The organism is Pseudomonas sp. SG20056 (assembly GCF_031764535.1).
Classification (GTDB): Bacteria; Pseudomonadota; Gammaproteobacteria; order Pseudomonadales; family Pseudomonadaceae; genus Aquipseudomonas.
In genome coordinates this window covers 1,067,188-1,088,284 of record NZ_CP134499.1, presented here as the reverse complement: position 1 = coordinate 1,088,284, position 21,097 = coordinate 1,067,188, and the positions used below count along the sequence as shown (strand labels likewise).

Annotated in this window: 20 protein-coding genes and 1 tRNA gene; 9 read left to right on the top strand and 12 right to left on the bottom strand. The window is 59.5% G+C overall.

Features of this window, described 5'->3' with window-relative positions; translation table 11 throughout:
- Window positions 1–3 precede the first annotated feature (3 nt).
- The 9 genes from acs to RHP75_RS05205 all read left to right on the top strand — a co-directional run bounded on the left by acs (window position 4) and on the right by RHP75_RS05205 (window position 9,791).
- Window positions 4–1,941: an acetate--CoA ligase gene (gene acs, locus RHP75_RS05245; RefSeq protein ID WP_311090759.1), complete on the top strand. Its 1,938-nt coding sequence runs from the start codon at window positions 4–6 to the stop codon at window positions 1,939–1,941.
- Between the two features lie 52 nt (window positions 1,942–1,993).
- The gene (locus RHP75_RS05240; protein ID WP_311090758.1) at window positions 1,994–2,869 is read left to right on the top strand and encodes an oxygenase MpaB family protein; all 876 of its coding nucleotides are present in this window, start codon (window positions 1,994–1,996) and stop codon (window positions 2,867–2,869) included.
- 95 nt (window positions 2,870–2,964) lie between these two features.
- Window positions 2,965–4,146, top strand: a complete 1,182-nt coding sequence (locus tag RHP75_RS05235; RefSeq protein ID WP_311090757.1) for an acetyl-CoA C-acetyltransferase — start codon at window positions 2,965–2,967, stop codon at window positions 4,144–4,146.
- Between the two features lie 179 nt (window positions 4,147–4,325).
- Window positions 4,326–4,583 (top strand): hypothetical protein, encoded by a 258-nt coding sequence (locus RHP75_RS05230; RefSeq protein ID WP_409079707.1) that lies wholly within the window; start codon window positions 4,326–4,328, stop codon window positions 4,581–4,583.
- A 119-nt stretch (window positions 4,584–4,702) separates the two neighbouring features.
- The gene (locus RHP75_RS05225) at window positions 4,703–5,719 is read left to right on the top strand and encodes a class I SAM-dependent methyltransferase (protein ID WP_311090756.1); all 1,017 of its coding nucleotides are present in this window, start codon (window positions 4,703–4,705) and stop codon (window positions 5,717–5,719) included.
- 102 nt (window positions 5,720–5,821) lie between these two features.
- Window positions 5,822–8,845, top strand: coding sequence for a DUF748 domain-containing protein (locus RHP75_RS05220; RefSeq protein ID WP_311090755.1), 3,024 nt, complete (start codon window positions 5,822–5,824; stop codon window positions 8,843–8,845).
- A gap of 12 nt (window positions 8,846–8,857) precedes the next feature.
- The gene (locus RHP75_RS05215; protein WP_311090754.1) at window positions 8,858–9,154 is read left to right on the top strand and encodes a DUF2845 domain-containing protein; all 297 of its coding nucleotides are present in this window, start codon (window positions 8,858–8,860) and stop codon (window positions 9,152–9,154) included.
- Between the two features lie 3 nt (window positions 9,155–9,157).
- Window positions 9,158–9,457, top strand: a complete 300-nt coding sequence (locus RHP75_RS05210; RefSeq protein WP_311090752.1) for a DUF2845 domain-containing protein — start codon at window positions 9,158–9,160, stop codon at window positions 9,455–9,457.
- Window positions 9,458–9,500: 43 nt separating this feature from the next.
- Window positions 9,501–9,791, top strand: a complete 291-nt coding sequence (locus RHP75_RS05205) for a DUF2845 domain-containing protein (protein ID WP_160015927.1) — start codon at window positions 9,501–9,503, stop codon at window positions 9,789–9,791.
- A gap of 64 nt (window positions 9,792–9,855) precedes the next feature.
- Here RHP75_RS05205 and RHP75_RS05200 read toward each other — a convergent pair whose 3' ends face one another.
- From RHP75_RS05200 to tpiA, 12 genes are all read right to left on the bottom strand, one after another.
- The gene (locus tag RHP75_RS05200) at window positions 9,856–10,053 is read right to left on the bottom strand and encodes a CsbD family protein (RefSeq protein ID WP_305594391.1); all 198 of its coding nucleotides are present in this window, start codon (window positions 10,051–10,053) and stop codon (window positions 9,856–9,858) included.
- Between the two features lie 63 nt (window positions 10,054–10,116).
- Entirely contained in the window at window positions 10,117–10,485 is a 369-nt protein-coding gene (locus tag RHP75_RS05195) for a BON domain-containing protein (protein ID WP_311090750.1), read from the bottom strand.
- A 297-nt stretch (window positions 10,486–10,782) separates the two neighbouring features.
- On the bottom strand, window positions 10,783–12,888 hold the full coding sequence (pnp, locus tag RHP75_RS05190) for a polyribonucleotide nucleotidyltransferase (protein WP_311090748.1): 2,106 nt from the start codon (window positions 12,886–12,888) through the stop codon (window positions 10,783–10,785).
- Window positions 12,889–13,095: 207 nt separating this feature from the next.
- On the bottom strand, window positions 13,096–13,365 hold the full coding sequence (rpsO, locus tag RHP75_RS05185) for a 30S ribosomal protein S15 (protein ID WP_090255984.1): 270 nt from the start codon (window positions 13,363–13,365) through the stop codon (window positions 13,096–13,098).
- Between the two features lie 155 nt (window positions 13,366–13,520).
- Complete coding sequence (gene truB, locus RHP75_RS05180) at window positions 13,521–14,438, bottom strand: tRNA pseudouridine(55) synthase TruB (RefSeq protein WP_311090747.1); 918 nt, start codon at window positions 14,436–14,438, stop codon at window positions 13,521–13,523.
- A gap of 4 nt (window positions 14,439–14,442) precedes the next feature.
- Entirely contained in the window at window positions 14,443–14,847 is a 405-nt protein-coding gene (gene rbfA, locus RHP75_RS05175) for a 30S ribosome-binding factor RbfA (RefSeq protein WP_311090745.1), read from the bottom strand.
- Between the two features lie 108 nt (window positions 14,848–14,955).
- The gene (infB, locus tag RHP75_RS05170; RefSeq protein ID WP_311090744.1) at window positions 14,956–17,442 is read right to left on the bottom strand and encodes a translation initiation factor IF-2; all 2,487 of its coding nucleotides are present in this window, start codon (window positions 17,440–17,442) and stop codon (window positions 14,956–14,958) included.
- Between the two features lie 27 nt (window positions 17,443–17,469).
- Window positions 17,470–18,951 carry a transcription termination factor NusA gene (nusA, locus tag RHP75_RS05165; protein WP_090255980.1) on the bottom strand — a complete coding sequence of 494 codons (1,482 nt, stop codon included), beginning with the start codon at window positions 18,949–18,951 and terminating at the stop codon, window positions 17,470–17,472.
- Window positions 18,952–19,018: 67 nt separating this feature from the next.
- A complete protein-coding gene (rimP, locus tag RHP75_RS05160; protein WP_090255979.1) occupies window positions 19,019–19,480 on the bottom strand; it encodes a ribosome maturation factor RimP in 462 nt (153 codons plus the stop codon).
- Window positions 19,481–19,781: 301 nt separating this feature from the next.
- Window positions 19,782–19,867, bottom strand: a tRNA-Leu gene (locus tag RHP75_RS05155).
- Between the two features lie 32 nt (window positions 19,868–19,899).
- Complete coding sequence (gene secG / locus RHP75_RS05150) at window positions 19,900–20,283, bottom strand: preprotein translocase subunit SecG (RefSeq protein ID WP_275961686.1); 384 nt, start codon at window positions 20,281–20,283, stop codon at window positions 19,900–19,902.
- A 4-nt stretch (window positions 20,284–20,287) separates the two neighbouring features.
- Window positions 20,288–21,043 carry a triose-phosphate isomerase gene (gene tpiA / locus RHP75_RS05145; RefSeq protein WP_311090743.1) on the bottom strand — a complete coding sequence of 252 codons (756 nt, stop codon included), beginning with the start codon at window positions 21,041–21,043 and terminating at the stop codon, window positions 20,288–20,290.
- Window positions 21,044–21,097 lie beyond the last annotated feature (54 nt).

The window sequence follows — 21,097 nt, the reverse complement described above, 5'->3', positions numbered from 1 at the left end:
GCCATGTTCGAAATCACCCGCCACCCCGTGCCCGATGCCGTGCGCCAACGCGCACACTTGGACAACGACGACTACCTGCGTCTTTACCAGCAATCGATCGAACAACCGGAAATCTTCTGGGCCGAGCAGGCCAAGGCCTTCCTCGACTGGAGCAAGCCCTGGGACAGCGTGCAGCAGGGCGACCTGCTCAGCGGCTCGGGTAGCTGGTTCAAGGGCGGACAACTGAACGTCAGCTACAACTGCATCGACCGCCATCTGGAACAGCGCGGCGAGCAGATCGCACTGATATGGGAAGGTGACAACCCCAGCGAATCGGCTCATATCACCTACAAGAAGCTGCACCACAACGTCAGCCGCCTGGCCAACGTGCTGAAAAGCCGTGGGGTGAAAAAAGGCGACCGGGTGTGCATCTACATGCCGATGATCCCCGAGGCCACCTACGCCATGCTCGCCTGCACACGCATTGGCGCGGTGCATTCGGTGGTGTTCGGCGGCTTCTCTCCGGACGCCTTGCGGGACCGCATTCTCGATGCCGATTGCCGCACGGTGATCACCGCCGATGAAGGCGTGCGCGGTGGCAAGTACGTGGCGCTCAAGGCCAACGTCGACAAGGCGCTGCAGAGCTGTCCAGCAGTGTCCACAGTGGTGGTGGTCGAACGCACCCAGGGTGAGATCGACTGGGTGGAAGGCCGCGATATCTGGTACCACGAAGCCCTGCGCGAAGCCGACGGCGATTGCCCGCCGGAGCCGATGGACGCCGAGGACCCGCTGTTTATCCTCTACACCTCAGGCAGCACCGGCAAACCCAAGGGCGTGCTGCACAGCACCGGTGGCTATCTGCTGATGGCGGCGATGACCCACAAGTACGTGTTCGACTACCACGAGGGCGATATCTACTGGTGCACCGCCGACGTCGGCTGGGTCACCGGGCACAGCTATATCGTCTACGGCCCGCTGGCCAACGGCGCGACCAGTCTGATCTTCGAAGGTGTGCCCAACTACCCGAGCGCCTCGCGCTTCTGGCAGGTGATCGACAAACACCAGGTGAACATCTTCTATACCGCGCCCACCGCCCTGCGTGCGCTGATGCGTGAAGGCAGCGGCCCGGTCGAATGCACCGAACGCACCAGCCTGCGCCTGCTCGGCAGCGTCGGCGAGCCGATCAACCCGGAAGCCTGGGAGTGGTATTACAACGTGGTCGGCGAACGCCGCTGCCCAATCGTCGACACCTGGTGGCAGACCGAAACCGGCGCCATTCTGATCACCCCACTGCCCGGGGCCACCGACCTCAAACCGGGTTCGGCGACCCGGCCGTTCTTTGGCGTGCAGCCGGTGCTGCTGGATGAACAGGGCAAGGAGATCGACGGCCCTGGCAGCGGCGTGCTGGCAATCAAGGACAGCTGGCCGAGCCAGATCCGCAGCGTTTACGGCGACCATCAGCGGATGATCGACACCTATCTGAAGCCCTACCCCGGTTACTACTTCAGCGGCGACGGCGCGCGCCGCGACGAGGATGGCTACTACTGGATCACCGGCCGGGTGGATGACGTGATCAACGTCTCCGGCCACCGCATCGGCACTGCCGAAGTGGAAAGCGCTCTGGTGCTGCACGACGCCGTCGCCGAAGCCGCCGTGGTCGGTTACCCGCATGACCTCAAAGGCCAGGGCATCTACGCCTTCGTCACACCGATGAACGGCGTGGAAATCAACGATGCGCTGAAGCAGCAACTGCTGGCCCTGGTTGGCAAGGAAATCGGCAGCTTCGCCAAACCCGAACTGATCCAGTGGGCACCCGGCCTGCCGAAGACCCGTTCGGGCAAGATCATGCGGCGCATCCTACGCAAGATAGCCTGCAACGAACTGGAAAACATGGGCGACACCTCGACTCTGGCCGACCCAACGGTGGTCGACGGATTGATCGAGCAGCGCCTAAACCGCTGACCCAGACGCAGGGCTGCCATGCACAAAAACATGGCCGCCCTGCAGAGCCGCCATGGAATTTCTGCGCCGCCGTATCGAAAGCCAAGTCCTTAGCCTGAGCGGTATCGCCCTTGGCCAGATCGACTTCGAAAAGCCCCAGGGCGACCCCGGCCTGTTCGGCCCGGACTCGGTGAGCTGGCAGGTGCATGGTGACTTCACCAGTATGCTGATCGGCGGTATCAGCGCCCTGCTGCTGCAAGCTCTGCATCCACTGGCATTGGCCGGCGTGTGGGATCACTCGAATTTTCGCGAAGATCTGCTCGGCCGACTGCGTCGCACCGGCCAGTTTATATCTGGCACCACCTACGGCTCGCGTGCCGATGCCGACTGGCTGATCGACAAGGTCAAGGCCATTCACCTCAGGGTCACAGGCACCGCCCCGGATGGCCGCGCCTATGCCGCCAGTGACCCGACGCTGCTGACCTGGGTGCATGTGGCCGAGGTGCACAGTTTCCTCCAGGCCCACCTGCGTTACCGCAACCCACAACTGAGCGAAGCCGATCAGGACCGCTACTACGCGGAAATTGCACTGATCGCCGAACGCCTGGGCGCCACCCAGGTGCCGCGCTCACGCGCCGAGGTCGCCGCCTACCTGGCAGCTGTGCGCCCCGAGCTGCTCTGTGATGAACGCTCGCTGGAAATCTTGCGCATCCTGCTCAACGCCCCGGCACCCAGCGCCTCCGCTGCCCCGGCGGCCAAGCTGCTGATGCAGGCTGGCATCGACTTGCTGCCAGATTGGGCACAAGAGATGCTCGGCCAGCACATCAGCCCGGCGCGCAGCCGAGTGATCTACAGCGGCGTGCATAGCCTGGCCCCCGTGCTGCGCTGGGCAGTACGCGGCGGCGCCATCCACCGCGCGCGCAAACGTTTGCAGTTACCGCCACGCTGACCGGCCGGTTCGCATGCTGGCCGTAAACAAAGCCGCTGTGCCACCATAGCGACCTTTCGCGGCCAGCCGCGCCTGTCACTTGTGAGGATCGCGTTATGCAAGACGTCGTCATCGTTGCCGCCACCCGCACCGCCATCGGCAGCTTCCAGGGTTCGCTGGCCAATATCCCGGCACCAGAACTGGGCGCAGCGGTAATCCGCCGCCTGCTGGAACAGACCGGCCTGGACGGCGCGCAGGTCGACGAAGTGATCCTTGGCCAGGTACTCACCGCTGGCAGCGGGCAGAACCCGGCACGTCAGGCGGTGATCCTCGCCGGCCTGCCGCACGCCGTACCCGCACTGACCCTGAACAAGGTCTGCGGCTCGGGCCTGAAAGCCCTGCACCTGGGTGCCCAGGCAATTCGCTGCGGCGACGCCGAGGTGATCATCGCCGGCGGTATGGAAAACATGAGCCTGGCCCCCTACGTCATGCCCGGCGCACGCACCGGCCTGCGGATGGGCCACGCGAAGCTGGTCGACACCATGATCACTGACGGCCTGTGGGATGCCTTCAACGACTACCACATGGGCATCACCGCCGAGAACCTGGTCGACAAATACGGCATCAGTCGTGAAGAGCAAGACGCCTTCGCCGCCGCCTCACAGCAAAAAGCCGTGGCAGCCATCGAAGCCGGACGCTTTGTCGATGAAATCACCCCGATCATGATTCCCCAGCGCAAGGGCGAGCCACTGGCCTTCGCCACTGACGAGCAGCCGCGCGCCGGCACCACCGCCGAGTCTTTGAGCAAACTCAAGCCTGCGTTCAAGAAAGACGGCAGTGTCACCGCCGGCAACGCCTCCAGCCTGAATGACGGTGCGGCCGTCGTAATGCTGATGAGCGCAGAAAAGGCCAAGACCCTCGGTTTGCCGGTGCTGGCAAAAATTGCCAGCTACGCCAACTCCGGCGTCGACCCGGCGATCATGGGCATCGGCCCGGTCGGCGCCACCCAGCGTTGCTTGGCCAAGGCTGGCTGGCAGCTGAGCGACCTGGACCTGATCGAAGCCAACGAAGCCTTCGCCGCCCAGGCCCTGTCGGTCGGCAAGGAACTGGGTTGGGATGCCAGCAAGGTCAACGTCAACGGCGGCGCCATTGCCCTCGGCCACCCGATTGGCGGCTCCGGCTGCCGCGTGCTGGTGACCCTGCTGCACGAGATGATCAAACGCGACGCCAAGAAAGGCCTCGCCACCCTGTGTATCGGCGGCGGCCAGGGCGTGGCACTGGCGATCGAACGGGCCTGATAACACCGCTCAGTGATTGCGACAGAGAAGCCGGCGCCCATCAATCAGGGGGCCGGCTTTTTTATTTGCCATCGACAGCAATGATGATTGCTATTGACCGCCTGCGTTTCTCAAGAGTCGGGCTGCGGCGCAACATGAGCCCCGTAGCCACTTACCCCCACTCTTGCGAGGACACCCAGATGAACAAGTACCTGATCGCTTCCCTGCTTGCCGCCAGCCTGACCAGCAACGTTTTCGCCGCAGACGGCGCCGAACGCAGCCTGAGCAACCGTATCGCTGCTGATGGTTTTGACCATACCAGCATCAACCGCATCGCCGAAGACGGTGCAGATCGCACGGGTGGTAATCGCGTAGCTGCTGACGGCGCTGACCGCACTGGTGGCAACCGCATCGCTGCTGATGGCGCTGACCGCACTGGCGTTAACCGCATCGTCTGATCAAATAACACTCGCAAATTAAAGGGCACCTTAGGGTGCCCTTGCTGTTTTTGCCGAGCCTGCGTCCCAGCAGGTGAATCTTGATAAACTGCGCGCCCTCCTTTTTCGAGTCGCAGCGCATGCCCTCTCACGATCAGGCGCTGCGCGCCGCACTGCATAACCGTCAAGATCTGCTGACTGCACTGCATCAGCAAGGCACCGACTGCTATCGCCTGTTCCATGGCAGCCAGGAAGGCGCCGGCGGCCTGACCATCGACCGTTACGGCCCGCAATTACTGGTACAGAGCTTCCACCAGAGCCTGAGTCGCGACGAACTGCTACAACTGGCCGAGCAGTGCCAGGCCAGCCTCGGCACACAACTGCTACTGGTCTACAACGATCGCTCCCAGGGCAACTCGCGGATCGACCGCACTGATGCTGTCTACCAGGCCGAGCCTGCTGCACTGGAAGACCTGATCGGCCATGAATGGGGCCTCAACTACCGCGTACGTGGCCGCCATGCTGGGCAAGACCCGCTGCTGTTTCTCGACCTGCGTAATGCCCGCGGCTGGGTCAAAGCGCACAGCGCCGGTAAATCGGTGCTTAACCTGTTCGCCTACACCTGTGGCGTCGGTTTGAGTGCAGCAGCAGGCGGAGCCAGCGAAGTCGTCAACCTGGATTTTGCCGAGGGCAACCTGGCAGTCGGGCGCGAGAATGGCCAGCTCAATCCGCAGCTATTACCCATGCAGTTTGTGCAATCTGATTACTTTCCAGCGATTCGCCAACTGGCGGGGCTGCCGATCAATGCGCGGCGCGGGCAGAAACTGCCGCACTATCCGCGCCTTGAGCAGCGTCAGTTTGATCTGGTACTGCTCGACCCGCCCGCCTGGGCCAAAAGTGCGTTCGGCACTGTCGACCTGCTGCGCGATTACCAGAGCCTGCTCAAGCCGGCGATCCTCGCCACCGCCGATGATGGTGTGCTGATCTGCTGCAACAACCTGGCAAAAGTCGCCCTGGCCGATTGGCGCGAACAGGTGCTGCGCTGCGCGGAAAAGCTCGGCCGCCCGGTGCGCGATTGGCAGCTGCTGCCACCAGCCAGCGACTTCCCCTCACAGGATGGCCAGCCGCCGCTGAAAACCTTGATCCTGCAGTTCTGATCCACGCGCAAGTTCGCAGAAAATCCCCGCGCAGAGCCTCTGCGGAACTGCACACGCGTGCCATACTCCAAGGCACTTCTCGTCGGGATAGATGACGTTTTTATGCTTAAAGGAATAAAGCGCGCTGCCAGCGCCATTGCCATCGCCGTTGCCCTCTACAGCCTGCTGGGCTTTTTGATTCTGCCCGGTATCGGTTTGCGCATCGCCAACCAGCAACTGGCGCACTACGCCGAAGTACCCGCCACCCTGCAGCGCCTGCAACTCAACCCGTTCAGCCTGGAGCTCAGCCTCTGGGGCCTGCAGATTGGCGAAACCGACCAGCAGCAGATCGCCTTCGAACGCCTGTATGCCAATCTGCAACTCGATAGCCTGTGGAGCGGCGTGTTGCACCTGGCCGATATAGAACTGGACAAGCCGCACAGTGAAGTGCTGTTCGGCAAGGATGGCAGACTCAATCTAACGCAACTGTTTAACGTCCCGCCTAGCACCGAGCCTGCGGTTGAAGAGCCGGCCGGCGAGCCGTTCCCGCTGCGTATTTCGCGGATCAAACTGAGTGGCGGCAACGTGCATTTTCAGGATCTGCGCCCCAGCGAGCCAATCGAGTTTATTTACGACGACCTCAACTTCGAGTTGTTCAACCTCAGCACCCTGCCTGACGACAATGCCGACATGAGCCTGGTCGCCACGGGCCCCACCGGCGGGCGCATCGACTGGACCGGACGCATCAGTCTGGTGCCAATCAGCTCCAGCGGCAGTCTGAAAGTCACTGACGGCAAACTTAAAGCCATCTGGCCCTACGTGCGCGATGCGGTGCCGCTGGTCCTGGAGGACGGCACCGTCGATCTGAGCAGCGACTACAGCCTGAATCTGGCCAAAGGCACCGAACTGCTACTGAGCAACACTCAGCTCAGTGTCAGCAGCTTTGCCATCAAGAGCCCGGCGGACAAACCGCTGCTGCGCCTGGAAAGCCTGGATATCAGCGAAACCAGCGTGGACCTGGCCAAGCAGCAGGTCATCGTCGGCAAAATTCGTAGCCAGAAGCTGGAAACCTGGGCCGCGCGTGAGGCCGATGGTCAGCTCGACTGGCAGAAATTGCTGGCCAGCCAACCCGCCAAACCGGCTCCAGCTCCAGCTCCAGCTCCAGCTCCAGCTCCAGCTCCAGCTCCAAATGAGGGTGGCGCAGGCTCGGCAGCAACGGAAGCCGAGCCGGTTAAAGAGCCAAGCGAACCGAGCACTGCGGAGCAATCCGCTGAGCTGGAAACCGCCACTGCCGCCGAGCCGGAAGAGCCCAGCAAACCCTGGCAGGTAATCCTGCGTGACGTGCAACTGCGCGACTATCAGGTGCATCTAGCCGACCGCGCCGGCGGCGCGGAAGTCAAAATAGACCTGGCCCCGCTTAATCTCGACCTAAGCGACTTTGACAGCCTGGGCACCTCGCCCTTTGCCCTCAAACTCGATACAGGGGTAAACAAGACCGGGCAGATCAAGGCCGAAGGCCAGGTGCAACTGAGCCCAACCACGGCCAAGCTGCAGGTTGCCACCCGCGATATAGACCTGCGCCTGGCGCAGACCTACCTGAGCCCCTTCGTCCGTCTGGAACTGCGCAGCGGCAAGCTCGGCAGCGACCTGGCGGTTGATCTGCAGAGCGTCGAGCCGCTGGTCTTCAGCATTGGCGGGCAAGCCGAGATCAACCAGCTGCATACTCTCGACACGCTAAAGGACCGCGACTTCCTCAAATGGCAGCAAGTGCTGGTGGAAGGAATCGACTATCAACACGGCAAGGGCCTGGTGATCGGCCAGGTCAAACTGCAGCAGCCCTATGTGCGCTTTATCATCAATGAAGACCTGACCACCAATATCAACGACCTGATGATTCCACAGCAGGCAGAGGCCAACGCCAAGCCCGCTGCAGCGAGTAAACCGCTGCCGATGCGCATCGGCGGTATCAGCATCAAGGACGGCTCGGCGAACTTTGCCGACTTCAGCCTGACGCCTAACTTCGCTACGGCCATCCAGCAACTCAACGGCCAGATCGGTACACTCGACAACCAGAGCCCGAAAACCGCCAGCGTCGATATAAAAGGCAAAGTCGACAAGTACGCGCCCGTCAGCATCAAGGGTAAGCTGACGCCGTTCGACCCGATGAACAGCCTGGATATCGCCACCAGCTTCAAGAATGTCGAACTGACCACCCTCACGCCCTACTCCGGCAAGTTCGCCGGCTTCCGCATCCGCAAGGGCCGCCTCAACCTCGACCTGCATTACCAGATCGAGAAAGGCCAGCTCAATGCCGAGAACAAACTGCTACTGGAAGACCTGCAGCTGGGCGAGAAAGTCGACAGCAAGGACGCTATGGACCTGCCCATTCGCCTGGCCATTGCCTTGCTCAAAGATACCGAGGGCAATATCAGTATCCAGCTGCCCGTGCAGGGCGACCTCAACAGCCCGCAGTTCAGCGTTATGCCGATCGTCTGGCAGACCCTGCGCAATCTGGTCCTGCGCGCCGCGCAAGCACCGTTCAAATTTATCGGCGGCCTGGTCAGCGGCGGCAGTGACGTTGACCTCAGCACCGTGCGCTTTAATGCCGGCGACAGCGAGCTCGACGGCGATGCACAGAAAGCGCTGGATACCCTGGCCAGCGCCTTGAAGGAACGTCCGACTCTGCGCCTGGAAGTCGAAGGCATGAGCGTGCAGAGCAGCGACGGCCCACCACTGGCCGCCGCGCGCCTGGAGCGCGAATACCAGAACACCTGGTACAAGATGCTGCAACGCCGTGGGGAGGATGTACCTGCCGAAGCCAGTGAGCTGGTGGTGGATGAGGACGACAAGGCCGTACTGCTTGAGGGCATCTACCGCACCCGCCTCAAGCAGCAGCCACCAGCCGAGTGGGCCGAATTGCCCGACGAGGAGCGCAGCGTGAAGATGCGCGAAGGTGTGCTGCAATCCTGGGCGCAGAGCGAACTGCTGCAGCGTCAGCTGGCCCAGGCGCGGGCGGCAGAAATTAAGAGTTATCTGGTCGAGCGCGGCGGCCTGGCCGACGAACGTATCTACCTGCTGGATGTCAATATTGCACAGGCTGACGCCGATGGCCGCGTCGCCACCACCCTGCATCTCGGCAGCGAGTAAGGTCTTCGTCATATGCGTGCTCTTGTCACAACCCTGGTCCTTGCCTGCACAGGTATCTCGTCGCTGGCCCAGGCCGAAACGCTGCGCTGCGGCAGCCAACTGGTAAGCCTGGATGACCGGCGCTTCGAGGTACTGCAGAAATGCGGCGAACCAGCCTTCCGCGATTTGGTCGGTTACTCGCTCGGTCCAAACGAGCGGCGCGAATACCAGATCGAGGAATGGGTCTACGGCCCCGATAACGGCATGCTCAGTATTCTCACCTTCGAAGGCACGCGCCTGCGCGCCATCGAACGCCGTCGTAGCCGCTAATAGATGAAAGCCCTGATCAGCGCCCTGCTATTACTTGTGCCTTTCTGTGCACAGGCCTCATCGACCCTACGTTGCGACAGCGGGTTGGTCAGCCTCGACGACACCACCAGCGAAGTCAGCAGCAAATGCGGCGAACCCCTGAGTCGTGATTTTCTCGGCTACCGCGAAGTGCTGGATGAATACGGTTTTTACAATGAGGTCGCAGTCGAAGAGTGGTCATACGGGCCACGCAACGGCATGTACCAATTTCTGCGCTTTCAAGGCAATCGACTGATCAAGATCGACAGTAAACGCGGCAACTAGGCCCCCCCTGAAACTCACACACCCACGATAAGGACATTGCACCATGCAACGGATAGCACTCAGCCTGACCCTGCTCGCGCTGGCAACCAGCGCCCAGGCCAGCACCCTGCGCTGTGAGAAGGGCATCGCCAGCACCGGCGACCGCACCACAGAGGTCGCCAGCAAATGTGGCGAACCGATTGCCCGCGACATGCTCGGCTACACCCTGGATGCCCACGGCAATAACGAGTTCCTCGTCGAGGAGTGGGTCTATGGCCCGCGTAACGGCATGAACTACTACCTGCGCTTCGAAGGCGGCCGCCTGAAGAGCGTGGAAAGTAAACGCGGCAGCTAAGCCTTTCCATAAGAGCCACAAAAAAGCCCCGCAGGTTATGCCTGCGGGGCTTTTTTACGCCTGATTACAGCTTGCTGCTGAAATCGCGCAGCTCATCCTGAGCCTTTTCCTTGGTCCAGCCGTAACGCTCTTGCAGCTTGCCGGCCAGGTACTCGCTATGGCCTTCAGCGACGTCCAGGTCATCATCGGTCAGGTTGCCCCAACGCTCCTTGATGCGACCATTGATTTGCTTCCACTTGCCTTTGATTACGTCAGCATTCATCTGCTTGTCCTCGTCGTTGAGTGGCTGCCAGGCCTATCGCAGCGCCTGGCACGCTTCCATGGATTACTGAGCGATTTTCAGCGCTTCGGCGGATACAGCGCTCACACCTTTGATCTCGCCGGCCTTGGCAATGGCCAGATCACGTTCGGCGGAGCTGGCAACAACCCCGGAAAGCGTAACAACGCCCTTATTGGTTTCGACCTTGATGTCGATACCGCTCAAGCTGCTGTCGGCCAGAAAAGTCGACTTCACCTTACTGGTGATCCAGGTGTCGGAAACCGCATCTTCTGCTTTATCCATCGTCTCACTGGCGGCCAGCAGGGTTGGCTGCACGGTCGGGGCGTCCGCTGCCATAACCGGCCCGGCGAGCAACAGACCCAGCGCGGTAGCGGTCATGGCGGTTACTGCGAAATGCTTGATTGGCTTTTTCATAAATAATGCCTCCTGCGTGTACTGAACAATCTGCAAGCCACTACGAGCTGCAGTCTCCCCAGTACTATCGCAAGCGTTGTGCCAACCCTCTTAAAATTAAATAATCTTTAAATATCAATAACTTAAATACAAAATAGATCAGCCAGCCTCGTGCAATCTGCATGCTAGGGCCTACCGAGCAAGGCATATTGCACGACAGCTGCGACCTCTATGGACGACGAGGCTAAACGCTTTATCTACAGACAAAAAAAGAGGGCCCCGAAGGGCCCTCTTTTCTGCTGTTTAGAAACGCGGCGATTAAACGCCCGAAGCCTTGGCAGCAGCTACATCCTTGATCGACAGCTTGATACGGCCGCGGTTGTCCACGTCCAGCACCAGTACTTCAACTTCCTGACCTTCTTTCAGAATGTCAGTCACTTTCTCAACGCGAGCATCGCTCAGCATGGAGATATGCACCAGACCGTCTTTGCCCGGCAGGATGTTGACGAAGGCACCGAAGTCGACGATGCGCTCAACCTTACCGACGTAGATCTTGCCGATCTCGGCTTCTGCGGTGATACCCAGTACGCGCTGACGCGCCGCTTCTGCAGCTTCCTTGGTTTCGCCGAAGATCTTGATCGAACCGTCGTCTTCGATGTCGATCGACGCCTTGGTTTCTTCGCAGATCGCGCGGATGGTTGCACCACCTTTGCCGATCACATCGCGAATCTTGTCCTGGTCGATCTTCATGGCGATCATGGTCGGCGCGTTAGCCGACAGCTCGGTACGCGACTGGGCAATGACCTGGTTCATCTGGCCGAGGATGTTCAGGCGCGCTTCCAGGGCCTGGCCCAGAGCGATTTCCATGATTTCTTCGGTGATGCCCTGGATCTTGATGTCCATCTGCAGCGCAGTAACGCCATTAGCGGTACCGGCTACTTTGAAGTCCATGTCGCCCAGGTGATCTTCGTCGCCGAGGATGTCGGTCAGAACGGCAAATTTCTCGCCTTCCTTAACCAGACCCATGGCGATACCGGCAACCGGCGCCTTCATCGGTACACCGGCGTCCATCAGCGCCAGGGAAGCACCGCAGACGGATGCCATGGAGCTGGAACCGTTGGACTCGGTGATTTCCGAAACCACACGAATGGTGTACGGGAACACGTCAGCAGCCGGCAACATGGCCTGGACCGAACGACGGGCCAGACGGCCGTGACCGATTTCGCGGCGACCGGTAGCGCCCATGCGACCACACTCACCGACCGAGTAAGGCGGGAAGTTGTAGTGCAGCATGAAGGGGTCTTTCTTCTCGCCTTCCAGGGTGTCGAGCAGCTGTGCGTCGCGCGCGGTACCGAGGGTGGCAACCACCAAAGCCTGGGTTTCGCCACGGGTGAACAGCGCCGAACCGTGGGTCTTGTCCAGAACACCCACTTCGATGTTCAGGCCACGCACAGTGCGGGTGTCACGGCCATCGATACGCGGCTTGCCGTTAACGATGTTCTCGCGCACGGTGCGGTATTCGATTTCGCCGAAGGCATCTTTGACTTCACCAGCAGAAGGCTGGCCTTCTTCGCCGGAGAACTTGGCAACCACCTGGTCTTTCAGCTCGCCCAGACGCGCGTAGCGGTCCTGCTTGATGATGATGGTGTAGGCCTTGGAGATTTCTTCACCAAACTCACTGCGGATAGCATTGAGCAGCGCAGTGTTTTCCGCTTTCGGCTGCCAGTCCCAAGTCGGCTTGGCGGCTTCAGCAGCCAGTTCGGCAACAGCGTTGATAACCACCTGGAATTCGTCGTGGGCAAACAGTACGGCGCCCAGCATCTGGTCTTCGGTCAGCTCTTTCGCTTCCGATTCAACCATCAGCACGGCGTCTTTGGTGCCGGCAACGACCATGTCCAGGCTCGAGGCCTTGAGTTGCTCGTAAGTCGGGTTCAGCAGGTAGCCGGTTTCCGGGTGGAAAGCGACGCGTGCGGCACCGATCGGGCCGTTGAACGGGATGCCGGAGATGGCCAGCGCAGCCGAGGTACCGATCATCGCAGCGATGTCCGGATCAGTTTTCTTGCTGGTGGAGATCACGGTGCAGATGACCTGCACTTCGTTCTGGAAACCTTCTGGGAACAGCGGACGGATCGGACGGTCGATCAGACGCGAGGTCAGGGTTTCTTTCTCGGAAGGACGGGCCTCACGCTTGAAGAAACCGCCTGGGATCTTGCCGGCAGCGTAGGTTTTTTCCTGGTAGTGCACGGACAGCGGGAAAAAGCCTTTGCTTGGGTCAGCAGTCTTGGCGCCGGTTACGGCGACCAGTACAGCGACGTCGTCGTCAACGGTGACCAGCACTGCGCCGGAGGCTTGACGGGCGATACGGCCTGTCTCGAGGGTAACGGTCGATTGACCGAACTGGAACTTCTTGATTACCGGGTTCACGGTGTTTTCCTTCTCTTTGTTGCCCTTGGGGAAAGCGTTTCTTGCAGCCGTTGTTCAGCATGTGAACAGACGGGTCTTACAGAATGAGTGGGCGGTTGCGGGAATCGGACCCGCTATCGTCCAAAACAGCTAAAGCAGAAAAGCAAAAGCTGGAAGCAGGGTAAACCCCACTTCCAGCTTCGGCAGTCAGCTACGCGTAAGCATTGCTTAGCGACGCAGACCCAGGCGACCGATCAGGGCGCTGTAACGACTGGTGTCCTTACCCTTCAGGTAATCCAGCAGCTTACGACGCTGGTTAACCATACGGATCAGACCACGACGGCTGTGGTGATCTTTACCGTTGGCCTTGAAGTGGCCTTGCAGCTTGTTGATGTTGGCGGACAGCAGTGCAACTTGCACTTCCGGGCTACCGGTGTCGCCAGCAGCTTGCTGGTAGTCAGTTACGATTTGGGCTTTTTCTTCAACGCTGAGTGCCATGGGGCAATCCTCTCAGTTAAGAAACGGCTGCAAAGCAACCATTTCAATAGGCCGGGAATATCTTCCCGTGTTTTTAAGTGAGGTATGACCGTGCCTATTAACAGCCACCCTCGATACACGCACACCAGAGCCGAAACCCCAGGTATGCGCTACGGTCATGCTGACCGAATCAAACGACGCGGCGCAATGCGCCCGTCTTCGCTCACTTCACCGATACCGATAAAACGACCGTTGTGATCTTGCACCCGAACCATGCCGAACTTCGGCGCTTCCGGGGCACGTACCGGCTGCCCTTGCAGCCAGTAAAACGAACTGTGCTCGGAGAACTGCAGCAACGGCCAGTGTTCCAAACCGCTGTCGACCGGTTGCAGGAACTGATCAACCGCTTCGTTGCCACCTTCAGCGTGCACCCGCTCCAGCTCTTCGAGCGTTACGGTACGGCTCAAATCGAAGGGGCCGGCTTTGGTTCTACGCAGCTCTGCAACGTGCGCACCACAACCCAGCAGATGGCCGATGTCTTCGACCAAGGTGCGAATATAGGTGCCTTTGCTGCAATCGACCGCCAGGCGCGCTTGCTCCGCCTCGCAGCCCAGTAATTCCAGGCGCGCAATAGTAACAGAACGCGGCTCGCGCTCCACTACTTCACCTGCACGAGCCAGCTTATAGAGTGGCTGCCCATCACGCTTGAGCGCCGAGTACATCGGCGGTATCTGACTGATTTCACCACGAAAACCGGGCAGAACAGCCTCGATATCGGCGCGACCAACGGTCACTGGGCGACGCTCCAACACTTCACCTTCGGCATCAGCCGTGGTGGTGGTGACCCCCAGCTGCATCAGGGTTTCGTAGCCTTTGTCGGCATCCAGCAGGTACTGGGAGAACTTGGTTGCCTCGCCGAAGCACAGCGGCAATACGCCGGTGGCCAGGGGATCGAGACTACCGGTGTGCCCAGCCTTCTCGGCATTCAGCAACCAGCGTACCTTCTGCAGCGCAGCATTGGAGCTAAAGCCTTTGGGCTTATCCAGCAGGATGATGCCATCAACGGCACGACGAATACGTTTGACCTGGGCCACGCGCTTACTCCTTGGCCTCGGGTTCATCAGCGTGCTGACGGTCTTCGCTGACTGCACGCTCGATCAGTGCCGACAGCTGCGCACCGCGAATCACGCTTTCGTCGTAATGGAAACGCAGGTTCGGCACGCTGCGCAGCTTCATTGCCTTACCCAACTGCATGCGCAGGAAGCCGCTGGCATCGTTGAGCACCTTAAGGCTCTGCACGACTGGATCAACACCTTCTTCAGGCTCGCCACCCATGATGGTGACGAACACCTTGGCATGACTGGAATCGCGGCTGACTTCTACCGCCGTGATGGTTACCAAGCCACCAAGACGCGGATCTTTGATTTCCAGGCGGATCAACTGCGCCAGTTCGCGCTGTATCTGGTCGCCGATGCGCTGGGCCCGGCTAAATTCTTTGGCCATTTCTACTACCTTCACTCGTCACGCTGCTCGAAAAAGCAGCGGACCTAAAAGCGGCAAACGCCCGGCCGCGCAAAAGCGGGGCCGGGCGCTGCATGTTGCGACTCGTGCTTACAGGCTACGAGCCACTTGGACTTTCTCGAACACTTCGATCTTGTCGCCGACCTTGACGTCGTTGTAGCTCTTCACGCCGATACCGCACTCCATGCCATTACGCACTTCGGAGGCATCGTCTTTGAAGCGACGCAGGGATTCCAGCTCGCCTTCGAAGATCACCACGTCGTCACGCAGTACGCGGATCGGACGGTTACGGAAGACCGTACCCTCGACCACCATACAACCGGCAATCGCACCGAATTTCGGCGAGCGGAACACGTCACGCACTTCGGCAATACCCAGGATGTTCTCGCGAACATCGCTGCCGAGCATGCCGGTCAGGGCTTTCTTAACGTCTTCGATGATGTCGTAGATCACGTTGTAGTAACGCATATCCAGACCTTCCTGCTCGACGATCTTGCGCGCACCGGCATCAGCACGCACGTTGAAGCCGAACAGTACAGCGTTGGAGGCCAGTGCCAGGTTGGCATCGGACTCGGTGATACCACCGACGCCGCCACCGACCACACGCACCTGCACTTCATCGTTACCCAGGCCGCTGAGCGAGCCTTGCAGTGCTTCCAACGAACCACGGACGTCGGATTTGAGGACGATGTTAAGCGTCTTCTTCTCTTCCTGGCCCATGTTCTCGAAGATGTTTTCCAGCTTGCCGGCGTGAGCACGGGCCAGTTTCACTTCGCGGAACTTGCCTTGACGGAACAGTGCAACTTCACGGGCCTTCTTCTCGTCAGCCAGCACACTCATGTCATCGCCAGCATCCGGAGTGCCGTCCAAACCGAGAATCTCGACTGGAATCGACGGGCCCGCTTCTTTGATCGGCTTGCCGTTCTCGTCGAGCATGGCGCGGATACGGCCGTAGTTGGAGCCGATCAGCACCATGTCGCCTTGGCGCAGAGTACCGTCCTGAACCAGTACGGTCGCAACCGGACCGCGGCCTTTATCCAGACGCGATTCAACCACAACACCACGGCCCGGGGCCGACGGAGTGGCTTTCAGCTCGAGGATCTCGGCTTGCAGCAGTACGGCTTCGAGCAGTTCGTCGACACCGGTACCGACTTTCGCCGACACAGGAACGAACGGAGTATCACCGCCCCACTCTTCCGAGGTCACACCGTGCACCGACAGCTCGCTACGAATGCGATCAAGGTCAGCGCCCGGCTTGTCGATCTTGTTCACTGCGACCACCAGCGGCACGCCAGCTGCCTGTGCATGCTGAACGGCTTCAATGGTCTGCGGCATCACGCCGTCGTCCGCTGCAACCACCAGAATCACGATATCGGTCGCCTTGGCACCACGGGCACGCATGGCGGTAAACGCGGCGTGACCAGGGGTGTCGAGGAAGGTGACCATGCCGCGCTCGGTCTCTACGTGGTAGGCACCGATGTGCTGGGTGATACCACCAGCTTCGCCAGCCGCCACCTTGGCGCGACGAATGTAGTCGAGCAGCGAGGTCTTACCGTGGTCAACGTGACCCATTACGGTAACAACCGGCGCACGAGCAAAGGTCTCGCCTTCGAACTTCAGCGACTCCGCCAGGGAGTCTTCCAGAGCCGTATCGCTGACCAGGATGACCTTGTGGCCCAGTTCCTCAGCAACCAGCTGAGCAGTTTCCTGATCCAGCACCTGGTTGATAGTCGCGGGAGTGCCCAGCTTGAACATGAACTTGATGATTTCAGCGGCTTTGACCGACATCTGCTGAGCCAGATCGCCCACAGTGATGGTCTCGCCGATCTTCACTTCACGCACGATCGGACCTGTTGGGCTCTGGAAGCCGTGAGCATTACGCTTCTTCAGCTTGGCCTTGCCACGACCGCCACGACGGAAGCTGTCGCTTTCTTCGTCGATGGTGCGCGGCGCAACACGTGGTGCTGGAGCCTTTTCCTTGACGGTCGGACGATGCTGAGTGGTCTTGCGCTCACCACCACGGCGATCGGCATCATCATTACGCGCTTTGTCCGGACGACGCGGCTCGTCCTTCTTGCGCTCTTCAACCACAGGAGCAGCCACTACCGGCAACTCAGCCGCTACAGCTGGAGCTGCTTCAACTACCGCTTCAGCAGCAGGCGCAGGACGCTGCGCTTCTTCTGCGGCGCGGCGCTTGGCTTCTTCGTCAGCCTTTGCCTTGGCCGCTTCAGCTACAGCGCGTTGTTCAGCCAGCTCACGCTGCTTTTCAGCTTCGATTTCTTCAGCGCTGCGCTTGACGAAGGTTTTCTTCTTGCGCACTTCAACGCTGATGGTCTTGCTACCGGCAACTCGCAGGGTGCTGGTAGTTTTGCGCTGCAAGGTAATCTTGCGCGGCTCTTCTGTTTTGCTGTCGCCGTGACTGCTCTTGAGGTGGGCCAACAGGGCCTGCTTCTCACTGTCAGTCACTGCTTGCTCAGCACTCTTGTGCGGCAAACCTGCCTCACTCATTTGCTGCAGCAGGCGTTCAACCGGCGTATTGACCACTTGGGCCAGTTCTTTAACCGTGACTTGCGTCATGCATTTCTCTCCTCAGGCCGCAACTGCTTACTCGAACCAATGGGCTCGGGCGGCCATGATCAACTTGCCGGCTCGCTCAGCGTCGATACCGTCGATGTCGAGCAGGTCATCAATAGACTGCTCGGCCAGGTCTTCGCGGTTAACAACGCCGCGCACTGCCAGTTCATGCGCAAGCGCCTTATCCATCCCCTCAAGCGAGAGCAAGTCTTCGGCTGGGTGGGCATCTGCCAGCTTTTCCTCGTTGGCGATGGCTTTGGTCAGCAAGCGATCTTTGGCACGGGCGCGGAGCTCGTTGACGATATCCTCGTCAAAACCATCGATGCTGAGCATCTCTTCCATCGGTACGTAGGCAATCTCTTCAAGGCTGGTGAAGCCCTCTTCGACCAACACCTGGGCCAGCTCTTCGTCGACTTCCAACTCGTCAATAAAGCGCTGCAGGATGTCGCCTGTTTCTGCTTGCTGCTTGGCCTGGATGTCCGCTTCGGTCATCACGTTCAGGGTCCAGCCAGTCAACTGACTGGCCAAACGTACGTTTTGACCACCACGGCCAATGGCCTGAGCAAGGTTGTCTGCGCCGACGGCGATGTCCATGGCATGGGCATCTTCGTCGACGATGATGGCTGCAACTTCGGCCGGCGACATGGCGTTGATCACGAACTGCGCGGGATTGTCATCCCACAGCACGATGTCCACACGCTCGCCCGCCAATTCGCCGGAAACCGCCTGCACGCGCGAACCGCGCATGCCGATACAGGCACCTTGCGGGTCGATGCGCTTGTCTTTGGAACGCACCGCCAACTTTGCGCGCGAACCCGGATCACGGGACGCACCCATGACTTCGATCAGCTCTTCGGCGATTTCCGGCACTTCGATGCGGAACAGCTCGATGAGCATTTCTGGCGCGGTACGCGAGAGGATCAGCTGCGGGCCGCGGTTCTCGGTACGGATTTCCTTGAGCAGTGCGCGCAGACGCACACCGACGCGGAAGGTTTCGCGAGAGATGATGTCTTCACGAGCCAGCATTGCTTCAGCATTGTTACCCAGGTCAACGATGACGCTGTCACGAGTAACTTTCTTCACGGTGCCGGAGATGATTTCGCCAAGGCGCTCGCGATAAGCCTCAACCACCTGAGCACGCTCAGCTTCGCGGACTTTCTGCACAATCACTTGCTTGGCGGTTTGCGCGGCAATACGACCAAATTCGATGGATTCGATCTTCTCTTCCAGCACGTCACCAACTTTGGCGTTGGCCTCGACTGCACGCGGCATGTCAGTAGTGACCTGGTGTGCAGGATCATCAAAGTCACTTTCTTCCACCACCGTCCAGCAGCGGAATGTTTCGTAGTTGCCGGTCTGACGATTGATCGCCACACGCAACTCTACTTCGTCTTCAAAACGCTTCTTGGTCGCTGTGGCCAAAGCCAGCTCCAGCGCCTCAAAAATTACGCTAGCCGGTACGCCCTTTTCGTTGGATACCGACTCAACAACCAGCAGTACTTCTTTGCTCATCGTACGCCTCGCCTTTCGCAATCCATTGGATCCGCGCTATCCGCGCCACTTGCGGGGGATCCGCGTCTCAATCAAACCTGGGGATAATGTTGGCCTTGTCGATCATGTCGATCGGCAACAGGAATTCATGGTCATCCACCTGCACTACCACGTCCTGCTCTTCCACACCGCGCAGAAGGCCCTGGAAGTTGCGTCGACCTTCAAAAGGCGAACGCAGCTTGATCTTTACTTGCTCACCGGCATGGCTGGCGAACTGTTCAAGGGTGAACAGAGGCCGATCCATACCTGGCGAGGACACCTCAAGGGTGTACTCGGCACTGATCGGGTCCTCGACATCGAGCACGCCACTGATCTGCCGACTGACAATTTCACAGTCCTCGATCAACACGCCGTCAGGCTGTTTATCAATATAAATTCGCAGCAGAGAATGCCGCCCTTGTGACAGGAACTCGACACCCCAACATTGGTAGCCAAGAGCCTCGACTACCGGGGCCACCAAGGCCTGCAACTGTTCTAGCTTGCTCGACACCTGAACCCCTCGCGCATGCTGTAAAAATAAAAAATGGGCGAATCGCCCATCATCAAACCGCCCTCTAAAGGCCGGCAAAGCTGTCGCCCAGCTAGCAAAAAGCCCCTTAAAAGGGGCTCCTCTGCAACTCAATGCGGGGGCTGGTTTAACCCAGCCAGCTTCGGATTAAACATCCGAGGAGCGACCTTGCTGCTCAATCCCACATCAAAGCTGGGGCCGGATTATACGACTGAACCCCAACCAGGGTCAATCAACACTCCAGCAACAAAAAGGCCCGCATCGAGCGGGCCTTCCTGAAAATTGGTACCGAGGAGGGGACTCGAACCCCTACAGCCTATGGCCACTACCACCTCAAGGTAGCGTGTCTACCAATTCCACCACCTCGGCAAAATCGTTTGTTGCTTACAACCTACAGGGTGTTACTGCTGCTCAGGAGCCTGAGGTACGTCCGCCGCTTCAGTAGCCGGCTTAGCTGCATCAAGAACAGGTACATCTTCAACAGCTGGCTTAGCCTGTTGTACTTCCAGGACCGCAGGATCAGGCAAACCAACCTGAGCCATACCATCAGCTTTATCTTTAGCAAAGAACGCTAAACCCAAGCTAGTCATGAAAAAAGCGGTGGCGAGTATAGCAGTAACGCGACTCAAAAAGGTAGTAGTTCCTTGGCTACCGAATACGGTAGATGAAGCACCCGCGCCAAAAGAAGCACCTGCGTCCGCACCTTTACCCTGCTGCAGCAAAACCAGCACAACAACACCGATAGCACCCAGCAGATGAAGAACAACAATAACTGTTTCCAGCATTTCTTTAGCTTCCTGCGGCGCGACAGATCGCACCGAACTCATCCGCATTCAGAGAGGCTCCACCCACAAGCCCCCCATCGATATCCGGCATACCGAATAATTCGGCTGCACTGGCGGCCTTGACGCTGCCGCCATAAAGAATTCTTACCTTACCTGCTAACTCAGCGTTTTTGGCCGCCAACTGCTCGCGAATCGCCGCGTGCACCTCTTGCGCCTGCGCAGGTGACGCAGTCAAACCGGTACCAATAGCCCAAACCGGCTCATAGGCAATGACTGCATCGGCAAACACCTCAACACCCAAAGCATCAGTCACCGCAGACAACTGCGCCGCAACCACTTCAAGCGTCCGGCCCGCCTCACGCTGAGCCAGCGTTTCACCAACACACAGCACTGGAAGCAAGCCCGAAGATTGCGCCGCAGCAAACTTGCGCGTCACAACCTCATCACTCTCGCCCAGCAACGATCTACGCTCGGAGTGACCAACCAGCACCAGCGAACAGCGCGCATCACGCAACTGACTTGCCGCTACTTCACCCGTCAAAGCACCTTGCTGCGCTTCAGTCGCGCAATCCTGCGCACCTACTACAACCGCCTTGCCCGCCAGACCATCAACAACCTGGGCCATATGCAGGCAAGAGGGAAAAACCGCAACATCCACACCAACAGGCAAGACCTGCTGATTGAGACCGTTGATCAGCTCTGCGACGCTGGCGCGGGTACCGTGCATTTTCCAGTTACCAGCAACCATTGGGCGACGCATGCTTTACCTCGTCGGTCAAAGAGGGCGCAGATGTTACCCAACAGCTACCCGACT